Annotated in this window: 21 protein-coding genes; 9 read left to right on the top strand and 12 right to left on the bottom strand. The window is 72.5% G+C overall.

What is annotated here, in order from left to right:
* Positions 1-117 precede the first annotated feature (117 nt).
* The 5 genes from AB0C03_RS29650 to AB0C03_RS29670 form a co-directional block, all read right to left on the bottom strand.
* On the bottom strand, positions 118-3,297 hold the full coding sequence (locus AB0C03_RS29650) for a UvrD-helicase domain-containing protein (protein WP_357640413.1): 3,180 nt from the start codon (positions 3,295-3,297) through the stop codon (positions 118-120).
* A 61-nt stretch (positions 3,298-3,358) separates the two neighbouring features.
* On the bottom strand, positions 3,359-4,603 hold the full coding sequence (locus tag AB0C03_RS29655) for a metallophosphoesterase (protein WP_357640416.1): 1,245 nt from the start codon (positions 4,601-4,603) through the stop codon (positions 3,359-3,361).
* Positions 4,604-4,618: 15 nt separating this feature from the next.
* A complete protein-coding gene (locus AB0C03_RS29660; RefSeq protein WP_030331758.1) occupies positions 4,619-4,873 on the bottom strand; it encodes a MoaD/ThiS family protein in 255 nt (84 codons plus the stop codon).
* A gap of 2 nt (positions 4,874-4,875) precedes the next feature.
* A complete protein-coding gene (gene moaA, locus AB0C03_RS29665; protein ID WP_357640419.1) occupies positions 4,876-5,889 on the bottom strand; it encodes a GTP 3',8-cyclase MoaA in 1,014 nt (337 codons plus the stop codon).
* Positions 5,886-6,800: a fructosamine kinase family protein gene (locus tag AB0C03_RS29670; protein WP_357640422.1), complete on the bottom strand. Its 915-nt coding sequence runs from the start codon at positions 6,798-6,800 to the stop codon at positions 5,886-5,888. The genes moaA and AB0C03_RS29670 overlap by 4 nt, the downstream gene beginning before the upstream one ends.
* Before the next feature lie 173 nt (positions 6,801-6,973).
* Between AB0C03_RS29670 and AB0C03_RS29675 the strand changes: the two genes are divergently transcribed.
* The 4 genes from AB0C03_RS29675 (at position 6,974) to AB0C03_RS29690 (ending at position 9,619) form a co-directional block, all read left to right on the top strand.
* Positions 6,974-8,020 carry a DUF4192 domain-containing protein gene (locus tag AB0C03_RS29675; protein ID WP_357640425.1) on the top strand — a complete coding sequence of 349 codons (1,047 nt, stop codon included), beginning with the start codon at positions 6,974-6,976 and terminating at the stop codon, positions 8,018-8,020.
* 61 nt (positions 8,021-8,081) lie between these two features.
* On the top strand, positions 8,082-8,333 hold the full coding sequence (locus AB0C03_RS29680) for a hypothetical protein (RefSeq protein WP_030331749.1): 252 nt from the start codon (positions 8,082-8,084) through the stop codon (positions 8,331-8,333).
* Positions 8,330-8,728 (top strand): hypothetical protein, encoded by a 399-nt coding sequence (locus AB0C03_RS29685; protein WP_030331747.1) that lies wholly within the window; start codon positions 8,330-8,332, stop codon positions 8,726-8,728. Before AB0C03_RS29680 ends, AB0C03_RS29685 begins: the two co-directional genes overlap by 4 nt.
* Positions 8,729-8,905: 177 nt before the next feature.
* Positions 8,906-9,619, top strand: a complete 714-nt coding sequence (locus AB0C03_RS29690; RefSeq protein ID WP_030331745.1) for a GAP family protein — start codon at positions 8,906-8,908, stop codon at positions 9,617-9,619.
* On the opposite strand, the gene fdhD is transcribed toward AB0C03_RS29690, so the two are convergent.
* Positions 9,609-10,463: a formate dehydrogenase accessory sulfurtransferase FdhD gene (gene fdhD / locus AB0C03_RS29695; protein WP_357640430.1), complete on the bottom strand. Its 855-nt coding sequence runs from the start codon at positions 10,461-10,463 to the stop codon at positions 9,609-9,611. The genes AB0C03_RS29690 and fdhD overlap by 11 nt on opposite strands.
* A 118-nt stretch (positions 10,464-10,581) precedes the next feature.
* Between fdhD and mobA the strand changes: the two genes are divergently transcribed.
* The 3 genes from mobA (at position 10,582) to AB0C03_RS29710 (ending at position 12,761) form a co-directional block, all read left to right on the top strand.
* Positions 10,582-11,310 carry a molybdenum cofactor guanylyltransferase gene (gene mobA, locus AB0C03_RS29700; protein WP_357640433.1) on the top strand — a complete coding sequence of 243 codons (729 nt, stop codon included), beginning with the start codon at positions 10,582-10,584 and terminating at the stop codon, positions 11,308-11,310.
* Positions 11,307-11,573, top strand: coding sequence for a DUF6457 domain-containing protein (locus tag AB0C03_RS29705; RefSeq protein WP_030331739.1), 267 nt, complete (start codon positions 11,307-11,309; stop codon positions 11,571-11,573). Before mobA ends, AB0C03_RS29705 begins: the two co-directional genes overlap by 4 nt.
* An 81-nt stretch (positions 11,574-11,654) precedes the next feature.
* Positions 11,655-12,761 carry a T3SS (YopN, CesT) and YbjN peptide-binding chaperone 1 gene (locus tag AB0C03_RS29710; RefSeq protein WP_030331736.1) on the top strand — a complete coding sequence of 369 codons (1,107 nt, stop codon included), beginning with the start codon at positions 11,655-11,657 and terminating at the stop codon, positions 12,759-12,761.
* Between the two features lie 6 nt (positions 12,762-12,767).
* Here AB0C03_RS29710 and AB0C03_RS29715 read toward each other — a convergent pair whose 3' ends face one another.
* The gene (locus AB0C03_RS29715) at positions 12,768-13,724 is read right to left on the bottom strand and encodes a zinc-binding dehydrogenase (RefSeq protein WP_357640438.1); all 957 of its coding nucleotides are present in this window, start codon (positions 13,722-13,724) and stop codon (positions 12,768-12,770) included.
* A gap of 72 nt (positions 13,725-13,796) precedes the next feature.
* Positions 13,797-14,261 (bottom strand): Lrp/AsnC family transcriptional regulator, encoded by a 465-nt coding sequence (locus AB0C03_RS29720; RefSeq protein WP_030331732.1) that lies wholly within the window; start codon positions 14,259-14,261, stop codon positions 13,797-13,799.
* A gap of 59 nt (positions 14,262-14,320) precedes the next feature.
* Here AB0C03_RS29720 and ddaH point away from each other — a divergent pair, with 59 nt between their 5' ends.
* The gene (gene ddaH, locus AB0C03_RS29725; protein WP_342446904.1) at positions 14,321-15,154 is read left to right on the top strand and encodes a dimethylargininase; all 834 of its coding nucleotides are present in this window, start codon (positions 14,321-14,323) and stop codon (positions 15,152-15,154) included.
* A 66-nt stretch (positions 15,155-15,220) separates the two neighbouring features.
* Here the strand turns inward: ddaH and AB0C03_RS29730 are convergent, their stop codons facing one another.
* Both AB0C03_RS29730 and AB0C03_RS29735 read right to left on the bottom strand, forming a co-directional pair.
* On the bottom strand, positions 15,221-16,408 hold the full coding sequence (locus AB0C03_RS29730; protein WP_030331728.1) for an ABC transporter substrate-binding protein: 1,188 nt from the start codon (positions 16,406-16,408) through the stop codon (positions 15,221-15,223).
* An 81-nt stretch (positions 16,409-16,489) separates the two neighbouring features.
* Entirely contained in the window at positions 16,490-17,287 is a 798-nt protein-coding gene (locus AB0C03_RS29735; protein WP_210865586.1) for an alpha/beta hydrolase family protein, read from the bottom strand.
* A gap of 84 nt (positions 17,288-17,371) precedes the next feature.
* Between AB0C03_RS29735 and AB0C03_RS29740 the strand changes: the two genes are divergently transcribed.
* Positions 17,372-17,974, top strand: coding sequence for a bacterial proteasome activator family protein (locus AB0C03_RS29740; RefSeq protein WP_030331726.1), 603 nt, complete (start codon positions 17,372-17,374; stop codon positions 17,972-17,974).
* Positions 17,975-17,976: 2 nt separating this feature from the next.
* On the opposite strand, the gene AB0C03_RS29745 is transcribed toward AB0C03_RS29740, so the two are convergent.
* Positions 17,977-18,789 (bottom strand): HAD family hydrolase, encoded by an 813-nt coding sequence (locus AB0C03_RS29745; protein WP_030331725.1) that lies wholly within the window; start codon positions 18,787-18,789, stop codon positions 17,977-17,979.
* A complete protein-coding gene (locus tag AB0C03_RS29750; protein ID WP_030331724.1) occupies positions 18,789-19,610 on the bottom strand; it encodes an HAD family hydrolase in 822 nt (273 codons plus the stop codon). The genes AB0C03_RS29745 and AB0C03_RS29750 overlap by 1 nt, the downstream gene beginning before the upstream one ends.
* Between the last annotated feature and the right edge of the window lie 258 nt (positions 19,611-19,868).

The following is a 19,868-nucleotide window of genomic DNA, read 5'->3' on the forward strand; positions in this document are numbered from 1 at the left end:
TCGTCGATCTTGCGGTTTCGGTGCCGGCACAAGGTGCATCTCCACGCAGAAGGGCAACAGAAAGCGCAAGATCGGCGCAGCTAAGGGGCGGGGTCTGGGGGGAGGAGGGGGCGGGGGTTAGATCAGGCGGAGTTGGCGGTCCTTTGGGCGGCGGGGTTCCTCTTCGCCGAAGCGTTCGAAGAGGCCCGGGTCGATGCTGGAGAGGAACGGCGAGGGGGCGCAGTCGCGCTCCGCGCCGTGGCGGATGCGGCGGGCCGCGTGACTGACGTACAGCCGGTCCTGGGCCCGGGTCAGGCCGACGAAGAAGAGCCGGCGCTCCTCGGCGACGGCGTCGTCGTCCGGTGTCGAGCCCGGCCAGCGCAGCGGCAGCAGCCCGTCCTCGACGCCGACCAGGAAGACCACCGGGAACTCCAGGCCCTTCGCGGCGTGCAGGGTGAGCAGCGTGACCGCCTCGGCGCGCGGGTCCAGCGCGTCCACCTCCGCGCCGGTCGCCAACTGCGACAGGAAGGTCTCCAGGTCGTCGCCGCAGCGCCGGGCCAACGGGGTCAGCAGGTCCACCGCCGAGCGGACGTCCTCGGGGCGGACGGTGCTGCCCGCGCCGTCCAGGGTGGGCACGGCGAACCGCTCCGCGACCACCTGACCGGCCAGCCGCACCCGGGCGGCCAGCGAGCCGGCCAGACCGTCGGCGTGCCGTAGCTCCCGGGCGATGGCGGCAACCCCGGGCCGATCCCGCAGCCGGTCGTGGGAACGCTTCTGCACGGGGATGTTGGCCCGGGTCAGGGCGTCCACGATCGGGGCGGCCTGCGCGTCGGTGCGGTACAGCACGGCGATGTCGGAGAACGACAGCGAGGTGGACCGGCCGTCGATGCGACCCGAGTCCAGCGAGCGGTGCGACAGCCCGCCGACCAGGTCGTCGACGGTACGCACCACGAAGTCGGCCTCCTCGACCACGGACGCCGCCGGGTAGCGCCCGACCAGCGGGGCCTCCGGGTCGAGCCGGGCCGGGTCCAGTCGTCGACCCCGCACCAGCGAGGACGGCGCGATGGCCTGCACCGCGGCGGCCAGGATCGGCGCCGACGAGCGGTAGTTGCGGTTGAGCCGCACCAGTCGGGCGTCGGTGAAGTCCTCGGAGAAGCGCAGGAAGTAGCCGACGTCGGCACCCCGGAACGAGTAGATCGCCTGGTCCGGGTCGCCGATCGCGCAGAGGTTGCCGTCGGTGGGGCTGAGCAGCCGCAGCAGCTCGTACTGCACCTCGTCGACGTCCTGGTACTCGTCGACGAAGATCCACCGCCAGCGGTCCCGGTACCGCTCGACCAGCTTCCGGTCGGCCCGCAGCAACTCCACCGGCAGGGTCACCAGCTCGTCCAGGTCCACCAGGTCGTGCTTACGCAGCAGGGACGTGTAGGTGGCGCTGTCGTCGCCGGCCTCGGTGCGGGCCGCCGCCCGCTCGGCGTCGTCGGCGATCCGGAAGTCGGCCGGCAGGCCCGCAGCGGCGGTGTTCTCCCGCAGGATCAGCAGCCCCAGCGCGTGGAACGTGCCCACTGTGACGTCCTCGGCGACCGGGCCGAGCAGGCCGTCGAGGCGGTGCCGCAACTCCTCGGCGGCCCGGCGGGTGAACGTGATCGCGAGGCAGTGCTCGGGGAAGACGTTCAGCTCCGCGCAGAGGTACGCGATCCGGTGGGTCAGTGTCCTGGTCTTGCCGGTGCCCGGACCGGCCACGATGAGCAGCGGGCCACCAGGTGCCGACGCGGCCACCCGCTGCATGGCGTCCAGCCGGTCCAGCAGGCCGGTACCGACCTCCTCCATGCCGGCGAGCATCGGCTCGAACGGTTCGTGCGGAGACGGCGGCGACGCGATCGGCGGCGCGGGCGTCGGGGCCGGCTTCCGCTTCGGCTCCGACTTCGCCGCCGCCGGGCGCTTTGCCGCGACCCGGGGCGCCGGCTCCGTGGGCCGTCGCTGCGCCGGCACCGGTACGTCGAACAGGGTCTCCTGCGCGCCCAGCTCGGCCGGGTCGAAGAGCGTGATCACGCCGTACTCGCCGTCGTAGCCGGGCACCCGCCGGACGTCGCCGCGCCGCAGCCGCCCGATGCCCTCCGCGAGCAGTTCACCGCCGGCCTGCTCGATGTCGGCCAACGGCGTCGTGGTCAGGATCTCCAGCTCGGGGCCGAGTGCGGCGAGCAACTCGTTGAACCGCCCCTCGACCTTCTTCGACCGGGCACCCACCTTGTTGATCTCGCCGAGGATCTCGGCCAGCGGCACCAGGTGAGTGACGTCCCTGGCGTGTGCCGGCCGGTGCCCGGCCGGACGGTCGGCCAGCTCCTCGACCCGGCTGAGGACACCCACGGTGAGCGGTTTGCCGCACTCGGGGCAGCGGCCGCCGGCGGCCCGGGTGCGCTCCGGAGACCAGTTCACCCCACACAGCCGGTGCCCGTCCGCGTGGTACTTGCCCTCCTCCGGGAAGAACTCGACAGTGCCGGCCAGGCCGTCACCGGTACGCAGCGCCTCCCGAACGGCGAAGTAGTCCCGTTCCGCGGTCAGCACTGTCGCCTCGCGGCCGAGAGCCGGTGGCGAGTGCGCGTCCGAGTTGGACACCAACTGGTAGCCGTCCAGGCTGCCGACGCGCCAGTTCATCGCGGGGTCGGAGGAGAGCCCGGTCTCCACGGCGAAGATGTGTTCGGCCAGGTCGGCGTAGCAGTCCGCGATCGCGTCGAAGCCGGACTTCGAGCCCAACGCGGAGAACCAGGGGGTCCAGATGTGCGCCGGCACCAGGTAACCGTCGGGGCTGGCCTCCAGGGTGATCTCCAGCAGGTCGCGGGAGTCCAGTCCGAGGATCGGCCGGCCGTCGGAGCCGAGGTTGCCGATCCGGCCGAGGGCGGTGTTGAACCGGGCCACCGCGTCCAGATCCGGCAGGTAGATCAGGTGGTGCACCTTGCGGGTCCGGTCGTCCCGCTTGTAGATGGTGGAGATCTCCACGCTCAGCATGAACCGGACCGGGTCCGCCTCCGCCGTCGAGGCGAGTCGCGGTGGCAGTCGGCGGGCGATGTCCCGTTCCGCTTCCGGGTCGAGTCGGTAGAGCCCCGGCTCGGCCGGGCGCAGCGTCTCCCGCAGGTGGTCGTACCAGGCGGGGTGGGTGAAGTCGCCGGTGCCGAGCAGGCCGATGCCCTTACGCCGGGCCCACCACGCGAGGTTCGGCGTGGTGAGATCACGGCTGCACGCGCGCGAGTACTTCGAGTGGATGTGCAGGTCCGCGACGAATGGCGGTAGGCCACCGGGGGGTACGGCGCTGAACGGGGGCACGCCGCATCCTGTCACGCCCGCCGCGCCGGCCACCCGCCGCCACGCGCGGACGTGACCTCCGCTATGCCGAGCGCAGCTCGACCAGACTGATTTGCGGCTCCGCGCCGACCCGGACCGGCGGACCCCAGAAACCGGCGCCGTTGGTCACGTAGACCTTGGTGCCGTCCACCTCACCGAGCCCGCTGACCACCGGCTGCTCCAGCCGGACGGCCAGGTTGAACGGCACCATCTGCCCGCCGTGGGTGTGCCCGGACAACTGAAGATCGACGCCGTACCTGGCTGCCTCCATCGCAGCCGCAGGCTGGTGCGCGAGCAGGATCACGGGCCGGCTCGGGTCGCGGTCACCGAGGGCGGCGGCGAAGTCCGGACCGGCGGCGAGACCGGTGCCCGCCCCGGTGAGGTCGTTCACACCAGCCAGGTCGAGCACCCCACCCCGGGCCTGGATCTCCTGCCGCTTGTTCTGCAGCACCCGCAGACCGAGGCGGTCGACCTCCTGGACCCACTCCTCGACGCCGGAGTAGTACTCGTGGTTACCGGTGACGAAGAAGCTGCCGTAGCGGGAGCGCAGGTCGCGCAGCGGCGCGGCGGCCGAGCCGAGTTCGGCGACGGAGCCGTCCACCAGGTCACCGACGACGGCGACGATGTCCGCGTCGAGCCGGTTGATCGCGGCGACGATCCGCTCGGTGTGTGCCCGGCCGCGCAGCGGGCCGAGGTGGATGTCGGAGACGGTGGCGATGCGCAGACCGTCCATGCTGCGGGGGAGCTTGGCGAGCGGGATCCGCACCCGGTCCAGCTGCGGCGGGCCGAGGGCGGTGCGGACGCCGTACCCCGTGATGCCGGTGGCGGTGAGGCCGGCGAAGATGGCCGCCCCACGGGCCAGCAGCAACCGACGGGACGGGTCGTGGTCCGGTGCCGCGACAGCGCCGGCGGCCGGCGGGTCGGTCGGCCCGGCGGCACCGACCAGTACCGGTTCGGGCGCGGCGGTGGTCGGCTCCGCGGCAACCACCCGGCGGCGCAGCACCAGCCGGGCGACGAGCATCGGCACTTCCAGCACGACAAGCACGACAAGCAGGTAGAACATCAGCGCGAGCCACAGGTAGCCCGGCCAGGCGAGCCAGTAGAGCCCGGCCTGCGTCCCGGCGAGGGTGACCGGCACCAGCACGGCCAGCACCACGGCGGTGATCGCGCCGACCCGTCGCCAGCGACCCGGTGTGGTGGTGTCCCGAACCAGCCGCTTCCACAGGTAGAGGTGGATGAGACCGGTGACCAGCGCCAGGACAGCCACGAACCCCAGAACCGCCATCATGTGTGCGCGCCTCCCTCAGCCGCCCGCGAACGGGGGCAGGACATCGATCGTGGCCCCGGCCGGTAGGGGTGCCTGACGATCATGACAGGTGACGCCGTTCACGAGGAAACTCGCCACCCGCAGCACCCCGGCGAGACGGTCGCCGTGGCGCTGGGACAGCTCGGCCGTGAGGTCGTCGAGTGACCGCCCACCGGGGACGGCCTCCTCGGCGCGGCCGGCGGCGGCGCGGGCGCCAGCGAAGTAGCGGACGGTCAGCGGTGTCCCCGGCATGCTCAGCCCCCGATCGCGGACATCGGTCGGGTCGGTTGGAGGAAGGCCGGGTCGTCGATGCCGTGCCCGGCGCGCTTGCCCCACATCGCGGTGCGCCAGCGTCGGGCCAGCTCGTCGTCGTCCGCGCCGGCCCGCAGCGCGGCGCGCAGATCCGACTCCTCGGTGGCGAAGAGGCAGGCGCGGACCTGACCGTCGGCGGTCAGCCGGGTGCGGTCGCAGTCCCCGCAGAAGGGGCGGGTGACGCTGGCGATCACACCGACCCGGGCGGGACCTCCGTCGACCAGCCAGGTCTCCGCCGGTGCCGCACCGCGCTCGGCCGGGTCGGGGCTGAGATCGAAGGCGGTACGCAGGGACGCCAGGATCTCCTCGGCGGTGACCATGGTGCCGCGGGCCCAACCGTGTTGGGCGTCCAGCGGCATCTGCTCGATGATCCGCAGCTGGTAGTCGTGATCGAGGGCGAAGCGGAGCAGCGCTGGCGCCTCGTCCTCGTTCACACCTCGCATCAGCACTGAGTTGATCTTCACGGGGCTGAGGCCGACTGCCGCCGCCCCGGCCAGCCCGGCCAGCACCGCGTCGAGGCGGGGACGGCGGGTGAGCGTGGTGAACCGGTCCGGGTCCAGGGTGTCCAGTGAGACGTTCACCCGGTCCAGGCCGGCCGCGCGCAACGCCGGGGCCAGCCGGTCCAGGCCGATGCCGTTGGTGGTCAGCGAGACCCGGGGGCGGGGCTGGAGGGCGGCGACGGCCGTCACGATGTCGACCAGCCCGGGTCGGATCAGCGGCTCACCGCCGGTGAACCGCACCTCGGTCACGCCGAGCAGCTCGACCGCCACCCGGACCAGCCGGACGATCTCCTCGTCGGTCAGCAGCTCGGGGCCGGCCAGCCAGGGCAGCCCTTCCGCCGGCATGCAGTAGGTGCAGCGCAGGTTGCACTTGTCGGTGAGGGACACGCGCAGGTCCCGGGCGACGCGGCCGTACCGGTCGACGAGGACGCCGTCGGACCCCGGGGCGGCGCTCACCTGTCGACCGTAGCGCGCTCGGCCCGGCCCAGGACGGCGCGGGCGGTCCGGACGACCGCATCTCGGTAACTGGCGCCGAAGAGCGCGGTGTGCACAAGCAGCAGATGCAGCTGATGTAGCGGCACGCGGTCCCGCCAACCGTCCGACAGCGGCCAACTCTCCTGGTAGGCGGCCAGCACCCGACCCAGGTGGGGGATGCCGCCGAAGAGGGCGAGCTGGGCGAGATCCGTTTCCCGGTGCCCACCGTGCGCCGCCGGGTCGACCAGCCAGGCCCGGTCGTCGGCCCCCCACAGCACGTTGCCCGGCCACAGGTCGCCGTGGATGCGCGCGGGCGGCTCGTCGCCGCCGAGCCCGTCGAGGCGACCGATCACCTGCTCGACCAGATCGGCGTCGGCCCCGCTGAGCGCACGGCCGTCGACCGAGCGTCGCAGGTAGGGGGCGAGGCGCCGCTCGACGAACCAGGTCGACCAGCGCCCCTCGGTGGGGGTGTTGTCCTGGGGAAGCGCGCCGATGAAACCGGGCCAGGCCGCACCGAAGGTGGTCGCGCCCGCCCGGTGCAACCCGGCCAATTCCCGGCCGAAGCGCTCCGCGGCCTCCGGCGTCGGCTCGCCGGGCTCCACCCAGTCGAGCGCCAGCAGCTCCGGCAACACCACGATCACCTCGGGTACGGCGACCGCGCCCGCCTCCCGCAGCCAGCGCAGGCCGGCGGCCTCGGCGGCGAAGAAGCCCTCCGGCACCGGTCGGTCGGCGTTCTCCGGCCAGGACTTGGCGAAGACGGAGTGGCCGTCGTCGAGGGTGAGCCGGGCGGCGGCGCAGATGTCTCCACCGGCGACCGGCGTCTCCCGGAGCCGCTGATGGGTCCGGAAGGTCGGGAGGTGCGCCGGATGCGCGCGCAGGTACGCCAGGTCCATCAGCGCACGGTAACCGCTCCTTACGACAGCCAGGTGTCGCCCGACGACATCGGCGCTCTTTCGGCACTCGTCGGTGTGGCATGAGCAGGGAAAACACGCTGCGTAACTGTGGATAAGCCGCGTGTCGTCCACAGGGGTGGCCGGGCCCGGTGCCCCCGCCGCAGGCTTCCGACATGACCTCGACCGAACGCCCCCAGTTGGCCGTCCGCTCACCCGCCGACCTGATCGCCGCCGTGCCGTACCTGCTGGGTTTCCACCCCGCCGACAGCGTGGTCGCGGTGGCGCTGCGCGGCCGGCAGATCATCTTCGCCGCCCGCGCCGACCTGCCCGAGCCGTCCACGGATCCCCTCGACCGGGCCCGACACCTGGCCGGGGTGATCCACCGGCAGGGCGCGGAGGCTGCCACAGTCGTGGGTTACGGCCCGCCCGACCGGGTCACCCCGAGCGTGGATGCCGTACGCGCCGCGCTGACCGGTGTCGGCCTGGAGGTGCTCGACGCGCTGCGGGTGACCGACGGCCGGTGGTGGTCCTACCTCTGCACCGAGGCCGAGTGCTGCCCACCCGAGGGTCGCCGCTACGACCCGGAGATCAACCAGGTGACGGCGTCGGCGGTCTTCGCCGGCCAGGTCGCTCTCCCGGACCGGGCCGCCCTCGTGGCGCAGGTGTCGCCGGTCGAAGGTCCGGCCCGGGACGCGTTGCGCGCGGCCGCCGTCGGGGCCGAGAAACGGCTCGTCGACCTGATCGAGGGCGCGCCCGCCAGCGATCTGCTCGGCGGTCGAGCGGTGCGCTCCGCCGGGGTGACGGCGGTTCGCGAGGCGCAACGCCGGCAGCGGCGCGGTGAACGGCTCGACGACGACGAGGTGGCCTGGCTGACGGTGCTGATGACCCACCTGCCGGTGCGCGACCACGCCTGGGAACGCACCGACGGTCGCGATCGGGACATCGCCCTGTGGACCGACGTGCTGCGCCGGGCCGAGCCGGAGCTGACCGCCGCGCCCGGTGCGTTGCTGGCGTTCGCTGCCTGGCGCGCCGGGCAGGGCGCGTTGGCGGCGGTCGCGCTCGAACGCACGCTCGGTCTGCACCCCGGCTACTCGCTCGCCCTGCTACTGGACGACCTGATCCGGCGCGGCGTGCCCCCGGCCGAGCTGGACGGCTGGCCGTCGGTCGGGATGCCCGGGGTCATCCGTCCCCGCAGACGGAGCCGACGTGGCCGCCGCTGACCGGTCCGATCACACGCGCGGTAATACCGCGGGTGCTACCAGAATTGATAGGCTGGCGGACATGACCGTCAAGCGCTCCGTGAGCCTCCCCGACGACGTCGCGGAGTGGCTGGATCGGCAGCCCAACGTCTCGGCCGCCATCACCGCGGCGGTACGGGCCCAGATGGAGGTCATGCACCTCGACGAGGTGCTGCGGCGCGCCGGCATCGAGGTGACCGAGGCGGGCCGGGCGCGGTGGCGGGAGCGGCTGGCGACGCCCATTCCGGCGGACGCCCTGGCCGAAGGACGCCGGATGTTGGGCCGCGCGGGATGAGCGATCAGATCGCTGCCGTCTTCGACGCGTCGGCGTTGACGGCCTACCTCGAGGGCAACCCATCGGTGGGGGAGCTGATGCTGGAGGTCGCCGACGAGGGTCGGCAGGTGGCCGTACCGGCGACGTGCCTGGCTGTCGCCTTCGCAAACGCGACCGACGAGATCGATGCCGCGCTGCTGGCCCTGATGATGACCGCCCCGATGATCCGCCTGCTGCCTCTCGACGCCGAGGACGTGCGAGACACCGGCACGTTGGCCCGCGCCGGGGACGGTGACATCTCGCTCGGCCATGCCGCCCGTGCGGCACTCACCCACGAGGCGCACTACGCGACGGCGCGACCCGAGGCCGCGGCGAAGGTGCTCCCCACCAACTGGAGCATCCTCCAGCTGGCCTGACGAGCGACAAGGCTGCGACGCGAACCCGAGTCGATCATGCGCAGGGCGGGCCCTGGCCGCTTTCCTCGGCACCGCCCTCCGTCGAAGGATGTACGCGTTGCTCCTGTCCACGGCCGACGCGGCCGGCTCACCACCGCCGGAGAATGATCTCGTGGCCGTTAACCGTGTCGGTACGACATGACCCCCGAGTTGCTGCTGTCGCTGGCCGGGCTGGCGTTGATCGACAGCACCAGCATCGGCACCCTCTTCATCCCGGTCTGGCTGCTGCTCGCACCCGGGACGATCAACGCGCGGCGGATCCTCGTCTACCTCGGCACCATCGCCGTCTTCTACTTCGCCGTGGGGCTGCTGCTCGCCCTGGGTGGCAGCCAGTTGGCCGACGTCCTCGGCGGGGCGATGGACAACCGGCCGGTGCTCTGGGCGCAGCTCGTTCTCGGGGTCGGGCTGTTCGCGCTCAGCTTCCGGTACGACGGCAAACGACGCCCACGCGGCGGCGGTGTGCTGCGGTGGCGGGACCGCGTCACAGCTGGCGACTCCTCGGTGCGCTGGCTGGTGGGGCTGGCGCTCCTCGCCGCGCTCGCGGAGGTGGCGACGATGCTGCCGTACCTCGGCGCGGTCGGCCTGCTGACCACCTCCGAGGTCGGTGCGGCGCAGATGGTGGGTCTGCTCGCTGCCTACTGCGTGGTCATGGTGTTGCCGGCGGTGCTGCTGCTCGGAGCGCGAATGGCGTGGCCGAGGCTGGTCGAGCCGGTGCTGGGCCGGCTCAACGCCTGGATCGCGCGCCACTCCGGCGGCATGCTCGGCTGGATCCTCGGCATCGCGGGCTTCCTGCTGGCCCGCGACGCCGTGATCCGGCTGGACCTGCTCGACCAGCTGGTGATCAGACTGTGATCCGTTCGGGGCGGGCGTAGACGTTCATCGTGTTGCCGCGCAGGAAGCCGACAAGTGTCATGCCCGCCTCCTCGGCCAACTCGGCGGCGAGGGTGCTCGGGGCGGACACCGCGGCCAGCAGCGGCAGCCCGGCCATCCACGCCTTCTGGGTCAGCTCGAAGCTGGCCCGCCCGGAGACCAGCAGCAGGTGCCCGGCGAGCGGCAGCCGGCGCTCCCGCACCGCCCAGCCGATCACCTTGTCCACGGCGTTGTGTCGGCCCACGTCCTCGCGCAGCACCACCAGTTCGCCGTCGGGGGTGAACAAGCCGGCCGCGTGCAGCCCGCCGGTCCGGTCGAAGCCGCGCTGGGCGGCACGCAACCGGTCGGGCAGGTCGGCGAGCAGCGTGGCCGGCACGCTGAGAGGGTCCGCCGAGACCAGGAAGAGCGACCGGGTGCGTACCGCGTCGATGCTGGCCTTGCCGCAGACCCCGCAGGAGCTGGTCGTGTAGAAGTTCCGGGACGGGTCGGTGGTCGGTTCCGGCACTCCGGGGGCGAGCACCACGTCCACCACGTTGTACGTGTTCGGTGTCTCCGCGCCGGCGCAGAGCTGCGCGGTCAGCACGTCGTCGGTCGACCGGATCAGCCCCTCCGTCAGCAGGAACCCGATGGCCAGGTCCAGGTCGTCGCCGGGGGTACGCATGGTGACGGCGAGCGGCCGCCGTCGGCCGGGGCCGGCCGCGCCGACCCGGATCTCCAGCGGCTCTTCCACGGCGAGGGTGTCCGGCCGGCGGACCGACCCGCGGCCGGCGCTCGCCGCGTCCAGGTCGATCCGGAGTACGCCCCTGCGATCAGTTGCCCGTCCCATCCCGCCATCCTCCCCCCACCTCACCCCGAACCACCCACCCCAACCCCACCCACCCCCACCCCGCTCGTTGATCATGAAGTTGTCCGCGCGTGTTGTCGGCGTGTCGAGCGACAACTCCATGATCACCAGGGTGAGGGGTTGGGCTGGCGCATCCGAGCGCCGGCACGGTTACCGTGGCCGGGTGGGGACGTACGCAGCAGTGGTGCTCGCGGGTGGGGCCGCCCGACGGATGGGCGGGGTCGACAAGCCCGCGCTTCCGGTCGGTGGTCGGCCGATGCGTGACCGCGTGCTGGCCGCCGTCGCCGACGCGACGCCGCGGGTGCTGGTCGGTGCGGCCCAGGGCGTGCCGGCGGGTGTGCGGGTCGTCCGGGAGGACCCGCCCGGCGGGGGCCCGGTCGCCGCGGCGGCGGCCGGCCTGGCGCTGCTGGATCCCGACATCGCCCTTGTCGCGCTGCTCGCCGGCGATCTGCCGCTGCTCACCCGGGCCGCGATCAGTGACCTGTTGAACCACTTCGACGGTGAGTCCGCACGCACCGGACCGGCCGGAGACCGCTCCGCGTCGGCACCGCCGCCCAGCGGCGGCGAGCGGGGACCGGACGGGGTGTGCTTCGTGGACGGGGACGGGCGGCGGCAGTCGCTCTGTGGTGTCTGGCGGGTCGCGGCGCTGCGGGCGGCGTTGGACCGGCTGGCCGTCGAGCGGGGCGGGAGCCTGTCCGGGGCGCCGGTCCGGGCGCTGCTGGCCGGTCTCGTGGTGCGGGAGGTGGCCTGGTCCGGCGAGGGGCCGCCGCCGTGGTTCGACTGCGACACTGACGAGGACGTACGCCGGGCGGAGGAGTGGGCGCGATGACGGTGATGGACGACTGGGTCACGGCGGTGTGCGCCGAGTTGGATCTGGACCCGGCCGCGGTGCCGGTGCCGGCGGTGCTCGATCTGGCCCGGGACGTCGCCCACCAGGTGCTGCGTCCCGGGGCGCCGGTGACCGCGTACCTCTTCGGGTTGGCGGTCGGCCGGGGTGCCGAGCCGGCGGACGCCGCGGCCCGGCTCAGCGCGCTGGCGGGCACCTGGCCGGTCGAGTTGGGTGCCGACCCCGCGGACCCGACGGCCCGCTGACCGCCGCTGTCCGATCCCGGTCCGGGCTGATTCGGCCTACCGGCGGCGTGGGTAGGGTGATCGTGACGGACGGAGGCGATCATGACGGCTGACCACCCCTCGGCCCCGCACGGTGAGCTGCCCGGCGCTTCGACCGAGCCGGCGGAATCGATCCTGCTCGACGAGCCCAGCACCACCGACCTGCGGGCGAAGGTGACCGAGGCGTGGCGGGAGTTCGCCCGCGCGCTCGCCGTGCGGCTGCGGGAACTTCCCGTCGGCGCGCACCTCGACGTGACCCTCGATCCCACGGCCTCCGGCACCGGTGACGCCGTCTACTCGATAAGCGTGGACGTGGACGCGGACCGGGTGTTGTCCGCCCGCGCGGTCGGCAACGCCACCCTGCCGGCGGGGTACCGACTGGACCGGGGCGCGGTGGCGGACATGGTCGCGCTCGGTTGGTCGCCGCCCGGGGTGGTCGCCGGCTCCGGCGGTTCCTTCGGGTTGAACGCCACGACGGGCGAGTCGACCCAGGTGGCCACGCTGCTCTCCCGCACGCTGCGGGACGTCTACGGTGCCCCGCACCCGGCCTTCCTCGTCTACCTGGTGCACGACGCCGAGGGCGAACCGCTGACGGTGGACCCGCTGGGCACCGCGCGTAGCGAGTTCGGCCCGGACGCCGATGTCGAGGCGGACCTGGAGGAGGCGTTGGCCGAGGCGGCTGCCGCTCAGGTCGAGCGGGACGACGTGCTCGACCTGGCCGACCGGGTCCGTACCGTGGTCTCCACGATGTTGAAGTCGGACACCGACCGGTTGCAGATCGACTCGGACGGCGACATCACCATCCGCGCCGGCTCGGCGATGGTCTTCGTGCGGGTGCGGGACAACCCGCCCCTGGTGGACGTGTTCTCCCCGGTGCTCACCGAGGTGGAGCCGACCGAGCGGCTCTACGTGAAGCTCTCCGAGCTGACGAACCGGATGCCGATCGGCCGCCTCTACTGCGCCGATGACACGGTCTGGGCGTCCATCCCGGTGTTCGGCCGCAACTTCCAGGCCACCCATCTGATGCTCGCGGTGCAGGTGATGACCGGTCTCGCCGACGAGTTGGACGACCGTCTGCACGGCGAGTTCGGCGGCAAGCGGTTCTTCGGTGAGGGTGACAAGCCGGTCCGGCGCGACGAGTCGGAGCACCGCACCGGCATGTACCTCTGAACCCGGTCAGTTCACGTCCAGCAGGGTCTTGCCGACTGTCGCGCGCGCCTCGATGGCGGCGTGCGCGTCCGCCGCGCGTTCCAGCGGGAAGCGCTGGCCGATGAGCGGCCGTAGCTGGCCGGCCGCCGCGCCCGCCAGCACCTGATCGGTGTACGCGCGCATCCGCGCGGGCGGCACGTCCGGCCGGACCAGCGTGACGTGCCGCGCCGTGGCGTCCTCCGCCGACACCGGGGACCACCCGCCGCTGGCCAGCCCGAAGCTGACCATCCGGCCACCCGGGTCCAGCAGCTCGAACGCCGTCCGGGCGATGGGGCCGCCGACGCCGTCGAACACCACGTCGACTCCGCCCACCGCGTCCCGGATCCGGTCGGCCCAGCCCGGCAGGCGGTAGTCGGCCGTCAGGTCGGCACCGAGGCCGGGCAGCAGGTCCACCTTGCGCGCGCCGCCGGCCACCCCGATCACCTGTGCGCCGGCGCGCGCCGCGAGCTGCACGAGCAGGCTGCCCACGCCGCCCGCCGCCGCCTCCACCAGCACCCGGTCGCCGGGGCGAACGCCGGCCGCCTCGACCAGCAGGGTGGCGGTCCGTCCGTCGGCCAGCAGGGCCACCGCGTCGTCCAGTGCCAGCCCGGCCGGCACCTCGAAGGGCGCGGACGCGTCCACCACCGCCCGTTCGGCGTACCCGCCGGAGCCGCCGGTGGCGCTGACGACCCGGCGCCCGGTCAGCGCCGGGTCGACGTCCGACCCGACCGTGGTGATCACCCCGCCGACGCCGTTGCCGGGGATCAGCGGTGGGGTGAGCCGGAACGGGCCGGGGCGTCCGGAGCGTAGCTGCGTCTCGATGAAGGTGATGTTCACGTGCGCGACGTCGATCAGCACCTGCCCGGGTCCGGGCACCGGGTCGGGCGCCGGGCCGGGGACCAGCACCTCGGGTCCGCCGAACTCCCGTAACCAGATCGCCCGCATGACAGCCCCCTCGGCCTCGATGGGCTGCCTCGCCCACTCGGGGTCAGTCCACCTCCTCAACTCGGGTTGAGGTCAAGAGGTGCCGGCGGACGGCCCGACGCCGGGCGATTCGACCAGCCGGGAGAGCACGATGGTGCTGCGGGTGGAGGTCACGAAGGACTCGGCCCGCAGTCGTTCCAGCGCTGCCTCCAGGTGGGCGATGTCGGCGGCGCGGAGGTGCACGAGCGCGTCCGCCTCCCCGGAGACGGTGTACGCGCCGACCACCTCGGGGTGTCGGCGGGCGGCCACACCAATCTGCGCCGGGGTGGTCCGGCCGGCGCAGAACAGCTCGACGAAGGCTTCCGTCGTCCAGCCGACGGCGGCCGGATCAACGACGGCCGTAAATCCCCTGATCACGCCGGTGGCGCGTAGCCGGTCGACGCGACGCTTGACCGCTGGGGCGGAGAGTGACACCCGAGCGCCGATGTCGGCGTACGACGCGCGGGCGTCCGCGACAAGTAACGCAATGATCCGCTGGTCTACCGCGTCTATCTGCAACGTTCCGCCTCTGGGAAGCAACACTTGTGGCTGTTTTCAACGTTCCACGGTACCTACTCTTGGTGACCGTGAACCAGCAGCGTTTCCCGCGAAAGCGGACATATCTCATGTGCTCGCCGGACTACTTCGCGGTCGAGTACGCGATCAACCCGTGGATGGACGTGACCACCCCGGTCGACCGGGACCTGGCCGTCAAGCAGTGGGACCGGCTGCGCGAGACGCTTGTCGGCCTCGGCCACGAGGTGCACCTGCTCACCCCCGAGCAGGGCCTGCCCGACATGGTCTACGCCGCCAACGGCGGCTTCGTGGTGGACGGCAGCGTCTACGGCGCACGGTTCAAGCACGAGCAGCGGGCCGCCGAGGCCGCCGCCCACCACGCCTTCTACGAGGCGCAGGGCTGGCGGTTCATCGCACCCAGCGAGACCAACGAGGGCGAGGGCGACTTCGCGTACGTGCCGGAGGCGCACGGCGGACTCATCCTGGCCGGGCACGGCTTCCGCACCGAGATCCCCGCGCACGCCGAGGCGCAGGAGGCGTTGGGTCGTCCGGTGGTGTCGCTGCGCCTGATCGACCCGCGCTTCTACCACCTGGACGTGGCGCTCGCGGCCATCGACGACGAGAACATCGTCTACTTCCCGGGCGCGTTCTCCGCGGCCAGCCAGCGGGTGCTCACCCAACTCTTCCCGGACGCGGTGATCGCCGACGACGAGGACGCGATGGCCTTCGGGCTCAACCTGGTCAGCGACGGCGCGAACGTGGTCCTCAACAGCGAGGCCACCCGCCTGGCCGGCAAGCTCAAGGCGGCCGGGTACACGCCGGTCCCCGTCGAGCTGGCCGAGCTGAAGAAGGGCGGCGGCAGTGTGAAGTGCTGCATCGCCGAGCTGCGGCACTGACCCACCAACGTCTCGGGGCCGGTCTCCCAGTGGGAGACCGGCCCCGAACCGTGCTTGCGCGGGCGATCAGCCCAGCGTGGCCAGCTCGTTGATCAGCACGTTCGACATGACCTGACCGTCGCGCTGCACCTCACGCAGGTACCACTTCTGCTGCGGGGTACGCGGCTGGTTGAACTGCCAGATGCCGCGCGGGCTGTCGATCTGGCCGATCTTGCCCAGGGCCAGGTTGACCTGCTGCGGCGTCGGCTTCCCGCCGGTCAGCTGGATGGCCTGGTCGAGCACCTGCGCCGCGTCGTACGACGCCATCGCGTACGTGGTGGGCGTGACCTGGTACTTCTTGCGGTACGCCGAGGCGAAGACCCGGTTCGACGTGTTGTTCAGGTCGGCCGAGTAGTTCAGCGCGGTCTGGATGCCCAGCGCGTTGTCCTTCAGGTTCTCCAGCACGGTGCCCTCGGTGAGGAAGCCCGGTGCGTAGATCGGCCCGGCGAACTTCTCACGCAGCTGCTTGATGAACTCGACGGCGGCCGCCCCGGCGAAGAAGCAGAAGACCGCGGTGGGCTTCTTGGCCAGCGCCTTGGAGATGTCCGAGGCGTACGTCGTCTTGCCGGGGTTGCCGGTGGCGTTGGTGTAGGTCACCGGGTCGCTGATCCGCGGGTCGGTCGCGCCGAACTCCTGCTTGAAGCCGCGTACGACGTCCGGGCTGCCGACGTTCTCCGGCATGATGATCGCGACCCGACCGTTGGCCGGCAGTTGGTCGCGCAGGTAACGCCCGAGCGCCCGGCCGGCCTCGTCGAGCACGTACGAGGTCCGCCAGATGTAGAAGACGCTCTGCAGGCTGCTCGGTGAGGCGTTGGAGCCGATCAGCGGGACCCGGGCCTGCTCCACGGTGTCCCGGATGCCGACCATCACCGCCGAGTTGACCACGCCGGTGAGCGCCAGCACGCCCTGCTTGAGCAGGCCCTCGACGGCGGCCTTGCCCGTCTTCGCGGTGTCGCCCTCGTCGGCGGTCAGCAGCTCGACGGGGTGGCCGCCCAGCCGCTGGTCGTGCAGGTCGAGGAAGAGCTGGAAGCCGTTGGTGATGTCGTCGCCGATGCTCTTGAAACCGCCGGCCTGCGGCGTGATCAACCCGATCTTGACCGGGCTGCGGTTGGCGGTCGGTTCGGCGTCACTGTCTGAGCCACACCCGGCGACGAACCCGGTGGTACCGAGCGCGGCCAACAGTTGGAGCGCCCGCCTGCGATTCATCTGCGACACCGAGTTCCTTCCAAGGAAGCGTTACAGGGCCGAACACCGCCCCTCCGGCGTTCTACCTGGTCCGCGACGCTGCGTCAATGGCTAGTGATCATCGTGCAGGGACCGCAACACAGCGAGGACCTGGGGCCAGGCGACGGACTCCGGGTCGATCAGCCCGAAATGCTCGCATCCAGGCAGTTCAACAAGGGAGATATCGGATCCTGCGGCACTGGCTTCCGCTACGAAATCCCGGCTCATGTCCGCCGGCACCTGATGATCGTCTGAACCGTGTATAACTACTGTGCGTGTTCGTATCGGTACCAACATCCGTGGATCCGCCGTCGCGTACCGGTCCGGGACCTGCTCCGGGCCGCCGCCGAGCAGCGCGGCGACCGCGCCGGAGTCCAGATCGCGCCGGTACGCCTCGCCCAGGTCGGCCACCGGGGCCAGGGCGAGCACCCCGCCCACCGTGGCCGGGGCGGTGGCCGCCACGTACAGCGCCAGGTGACCCCCGGCGGAGTGCCCGACCAGGATCGGCGGGGTCGGGCTCACCCGGCCGGGCAGCGCGTCGGCCGCCAGCACGGGCAGTTCGGCCACCCCGGTCAGGACGTCGGTCAGGGTGCCCGGCCAGCCGCCACCGGGCTGCCCCGTCCGGCGGTATTCCAGCTGCGCCACCGGGTAGCCCTGGGCGGCGAGGGCCGTGGCCAGCGGGCCGGTGTGCCGCCGGTCGTACTCGGCCCGCCAGAACCCCCCGTGCAGCACGACGACGAGCGGCCGGGCCGGGCCGGTCCCCGTCGGGAGGCGCAGATCGGCCACCTGATTCGGGTCGTCCCCGTACGCCACGGTCCGGTCGGGCTCCGGAGCCGGCCGGGTCAACACGGCGCGCGGGTCGACAGGCATGGCGCGACGGTAGCGCGCCCCGCAGGGGTGGTTCGGCCCCGGGAGTCGGTCCCGGGGGGCATGGCCCGCGCCCACTGGGTAAAGATGGACCCCATGACCGAAGCGCGCTCAGCTGGACAGAACGACGAGCCCGGCCCCGACGACTCCGGCCAGTCCGGCACCGTGGTGGTGGTCGGCCCGGACGGTCGGCCGATCGGCACGATGCAGACCGACGAGGGCCAGGGTGAGGACCCGACCCGCCTGGTCGAACAACCGGCCAAGGTGATGCGGATCGGCAGCATGATCAAACAGCTGCTGGAGGAGGTGAAGGCCGCACCTCTCGACGACGCCAGCCGCCACCGGATGCGGGAGATCCACGAGCGGTCGATCGTCGAGCTCAAGGAGGGCCTCGCCCCCGAGCTGCGCGACGAGCTGGAGCGCATCTCGCTGCCCTTCACCGAGGACAAGGCCCCCAGCGAGGGCGAGCTGCGGATCGCGCACGCCCAGCTCGTCGGCTGGCTGGAGGGCCTGTTCCACGGCATCCAGGCCGCGCTGGTGGCCCAGCAGATGGCCGCCCGGGTGCAGCTGGAGCAGATGCGCGGCGGCCGGCAGGCGCTGCCCAGCGGCCCCGGCGGAATCGTCCCCGGGATGCCGGGCATCGGCCAGCCGGGCGGCGGCGAGGGTCACAACACCGGTCAGTACCTCTGACCTCAGTCCACCCCGAAAATCCCCTCCAGGTACGCCGCCACGCCGTCCTCGGTGTTCGCCGTCGTCACGTCGTCGGCGACCGCCAGGACGGCGCGGTGCGCGTTGGCCACCGCCACCCCACGGCCGGCCCAGGTCAGCATCGGTACGTCGTTGGGCATGTCGCCGAAGGCCAGCACGTCCGCCGCTGCCACCCCGAGCTGGTCGCAGTACCAGGCCAGCCCCGCCGCCTTGGTCACCCCGGCCGCGGAGATCTCCACCAGCCCCGAGGACGACGAGTGGGTGGCCTCGGCCAGCCCCGCCACCGCCGTGGCGATCAGCTCGGCGAAGGCGTCCGGGTCCTGCTCACCGGCGCGGGCGAGGAGCTTCACCGCCGGCACCGAGAGCAGTTCCTCCGGCGTTTCGATCGGCCGGATGCCGTCGGCGTCGGCGTCCCAGCGCAGCGGGTAGTGCGCCTCGTGCCGCATCTCCCGGCTGTCCAGGATCTCCACGGCGAAGCTGATCCCGGGCACCTCGGCCCGTAGCCTCCGGGCCACCTCCGCCAGGTGCTGTGGTGCGAGCGGGTCGGCCCGCACCACCTCGTCCTCAAACGGGTCGTAGACCACGGCGCCGTTGGCGCAGACCGCCGGCAGCGGCCGGGCGAGCTGGTCGTACACCATCTTGAGCCAGCGGACCGGACGGCCGGTGACCAGGACGACCGGCGTGCCTCCCGCGGAGATCCGGGCGAGCAGGTCGGCGGTGCGTGGGCTGACGGTGTGGTCGTCGCGGATCAGCGTGCCGTCGATGTCAGTGGCGATGAGGCGGGGCGTGTTTCCCATTACCGGGACAGTAGCCGGTCGAGATACACCGCCACCCCGTCGTCGTCGTTGCGCAAGGTCACCTCGTCGGCGACGGCGCGCAGCGCGGGGTGCGCGTTTGCCACCGCCACCCGCGACCAGCCGGCCCATCCGAACATCGGCAGGTCGTTGGGCATGTCACCGAAGACCAGCACGTCGGCCGGGTCGACCCCGAGGGTCTGCGCCACCACTGTCAGCCCGGTCGCCTTGTCCACGCCGGGCGGGCAGATCTCGACGAAGCCGAGCCCGGCCTGGGTGAGCGTGGCGACCTGCGGCGGGATGATCTCGCGGGCCACCGCCAGCAGCTCGTCCACGTGGTGGTCGGCGGTCCGGGCGAAGGCCTTGATCACGTCGGAGGCGAGGCACTCGTCACGGGTGCGCGCCTCGAAGCGGTCCTGGTAGGGCCAGCTCTCGTGGTAGTCACCCCAGAGCGGGGCGTCGTGCTCGTCGGACGCCTCGACCATGACGGTGAGCGGGCCGACCTGCGCCTCCAGATCGGCGAGCAGCCGGGCCAGCACCTCGGCGGGCAACCGCTCGTCGCGGAGCACCACCGGGCCGCTCGGGTCGCTCTGGTCGACCACCCATCCTCCGCCGGCCATGACCAGGAAGTCGGCGGCGCGGATGTCGTTGCGGGTCAGTTCGCTCAACCGAGGGCCGCGTCCGGTCGCGCCGACCACCGGAATTCCGGCGGCTCGCACCCGGTCGAGCACCCCATGGGTGTACGCGGAGACGGTGTCATCGCTGCGGACCAGCGTCCCGTCGAGGTCGGTCGCGATCAACTTGGGCAGTCCCGGGCGGGTCATCGTTCCTCCTTCGCCCGCCGCCGTCGCACCTGCCATCGCCAGGGAGAGCGCGGCCCGGCGTGACGGCGGGCAGCAACCGTACCTCGCGAAAAGGGCCCCAACCATGGCTTCCAGGCGAATCGGACCCCAACCCCCGGCACCCCTGCGGTGTCCCCCGCGTGCCGCTGCCTCGCGCTGCCTCGCGCTGCCTCGCGCTGCCTCGCGCTGCCTCGCGCTGCCTCGCGCTGCCTCGCGCTGCCTCGCGCTGCCTCGCGCTGC

This window comes from Micromonospora parva, from assembly GCF_040649675.1.
In the GTDB taxonomy this organism is placed as follows: Bacteria; Actinomycetota; Actinomycetes; order Mycobacteriales; family Micromonosporaceae; genus Micromonospora; species Micromonospora parva.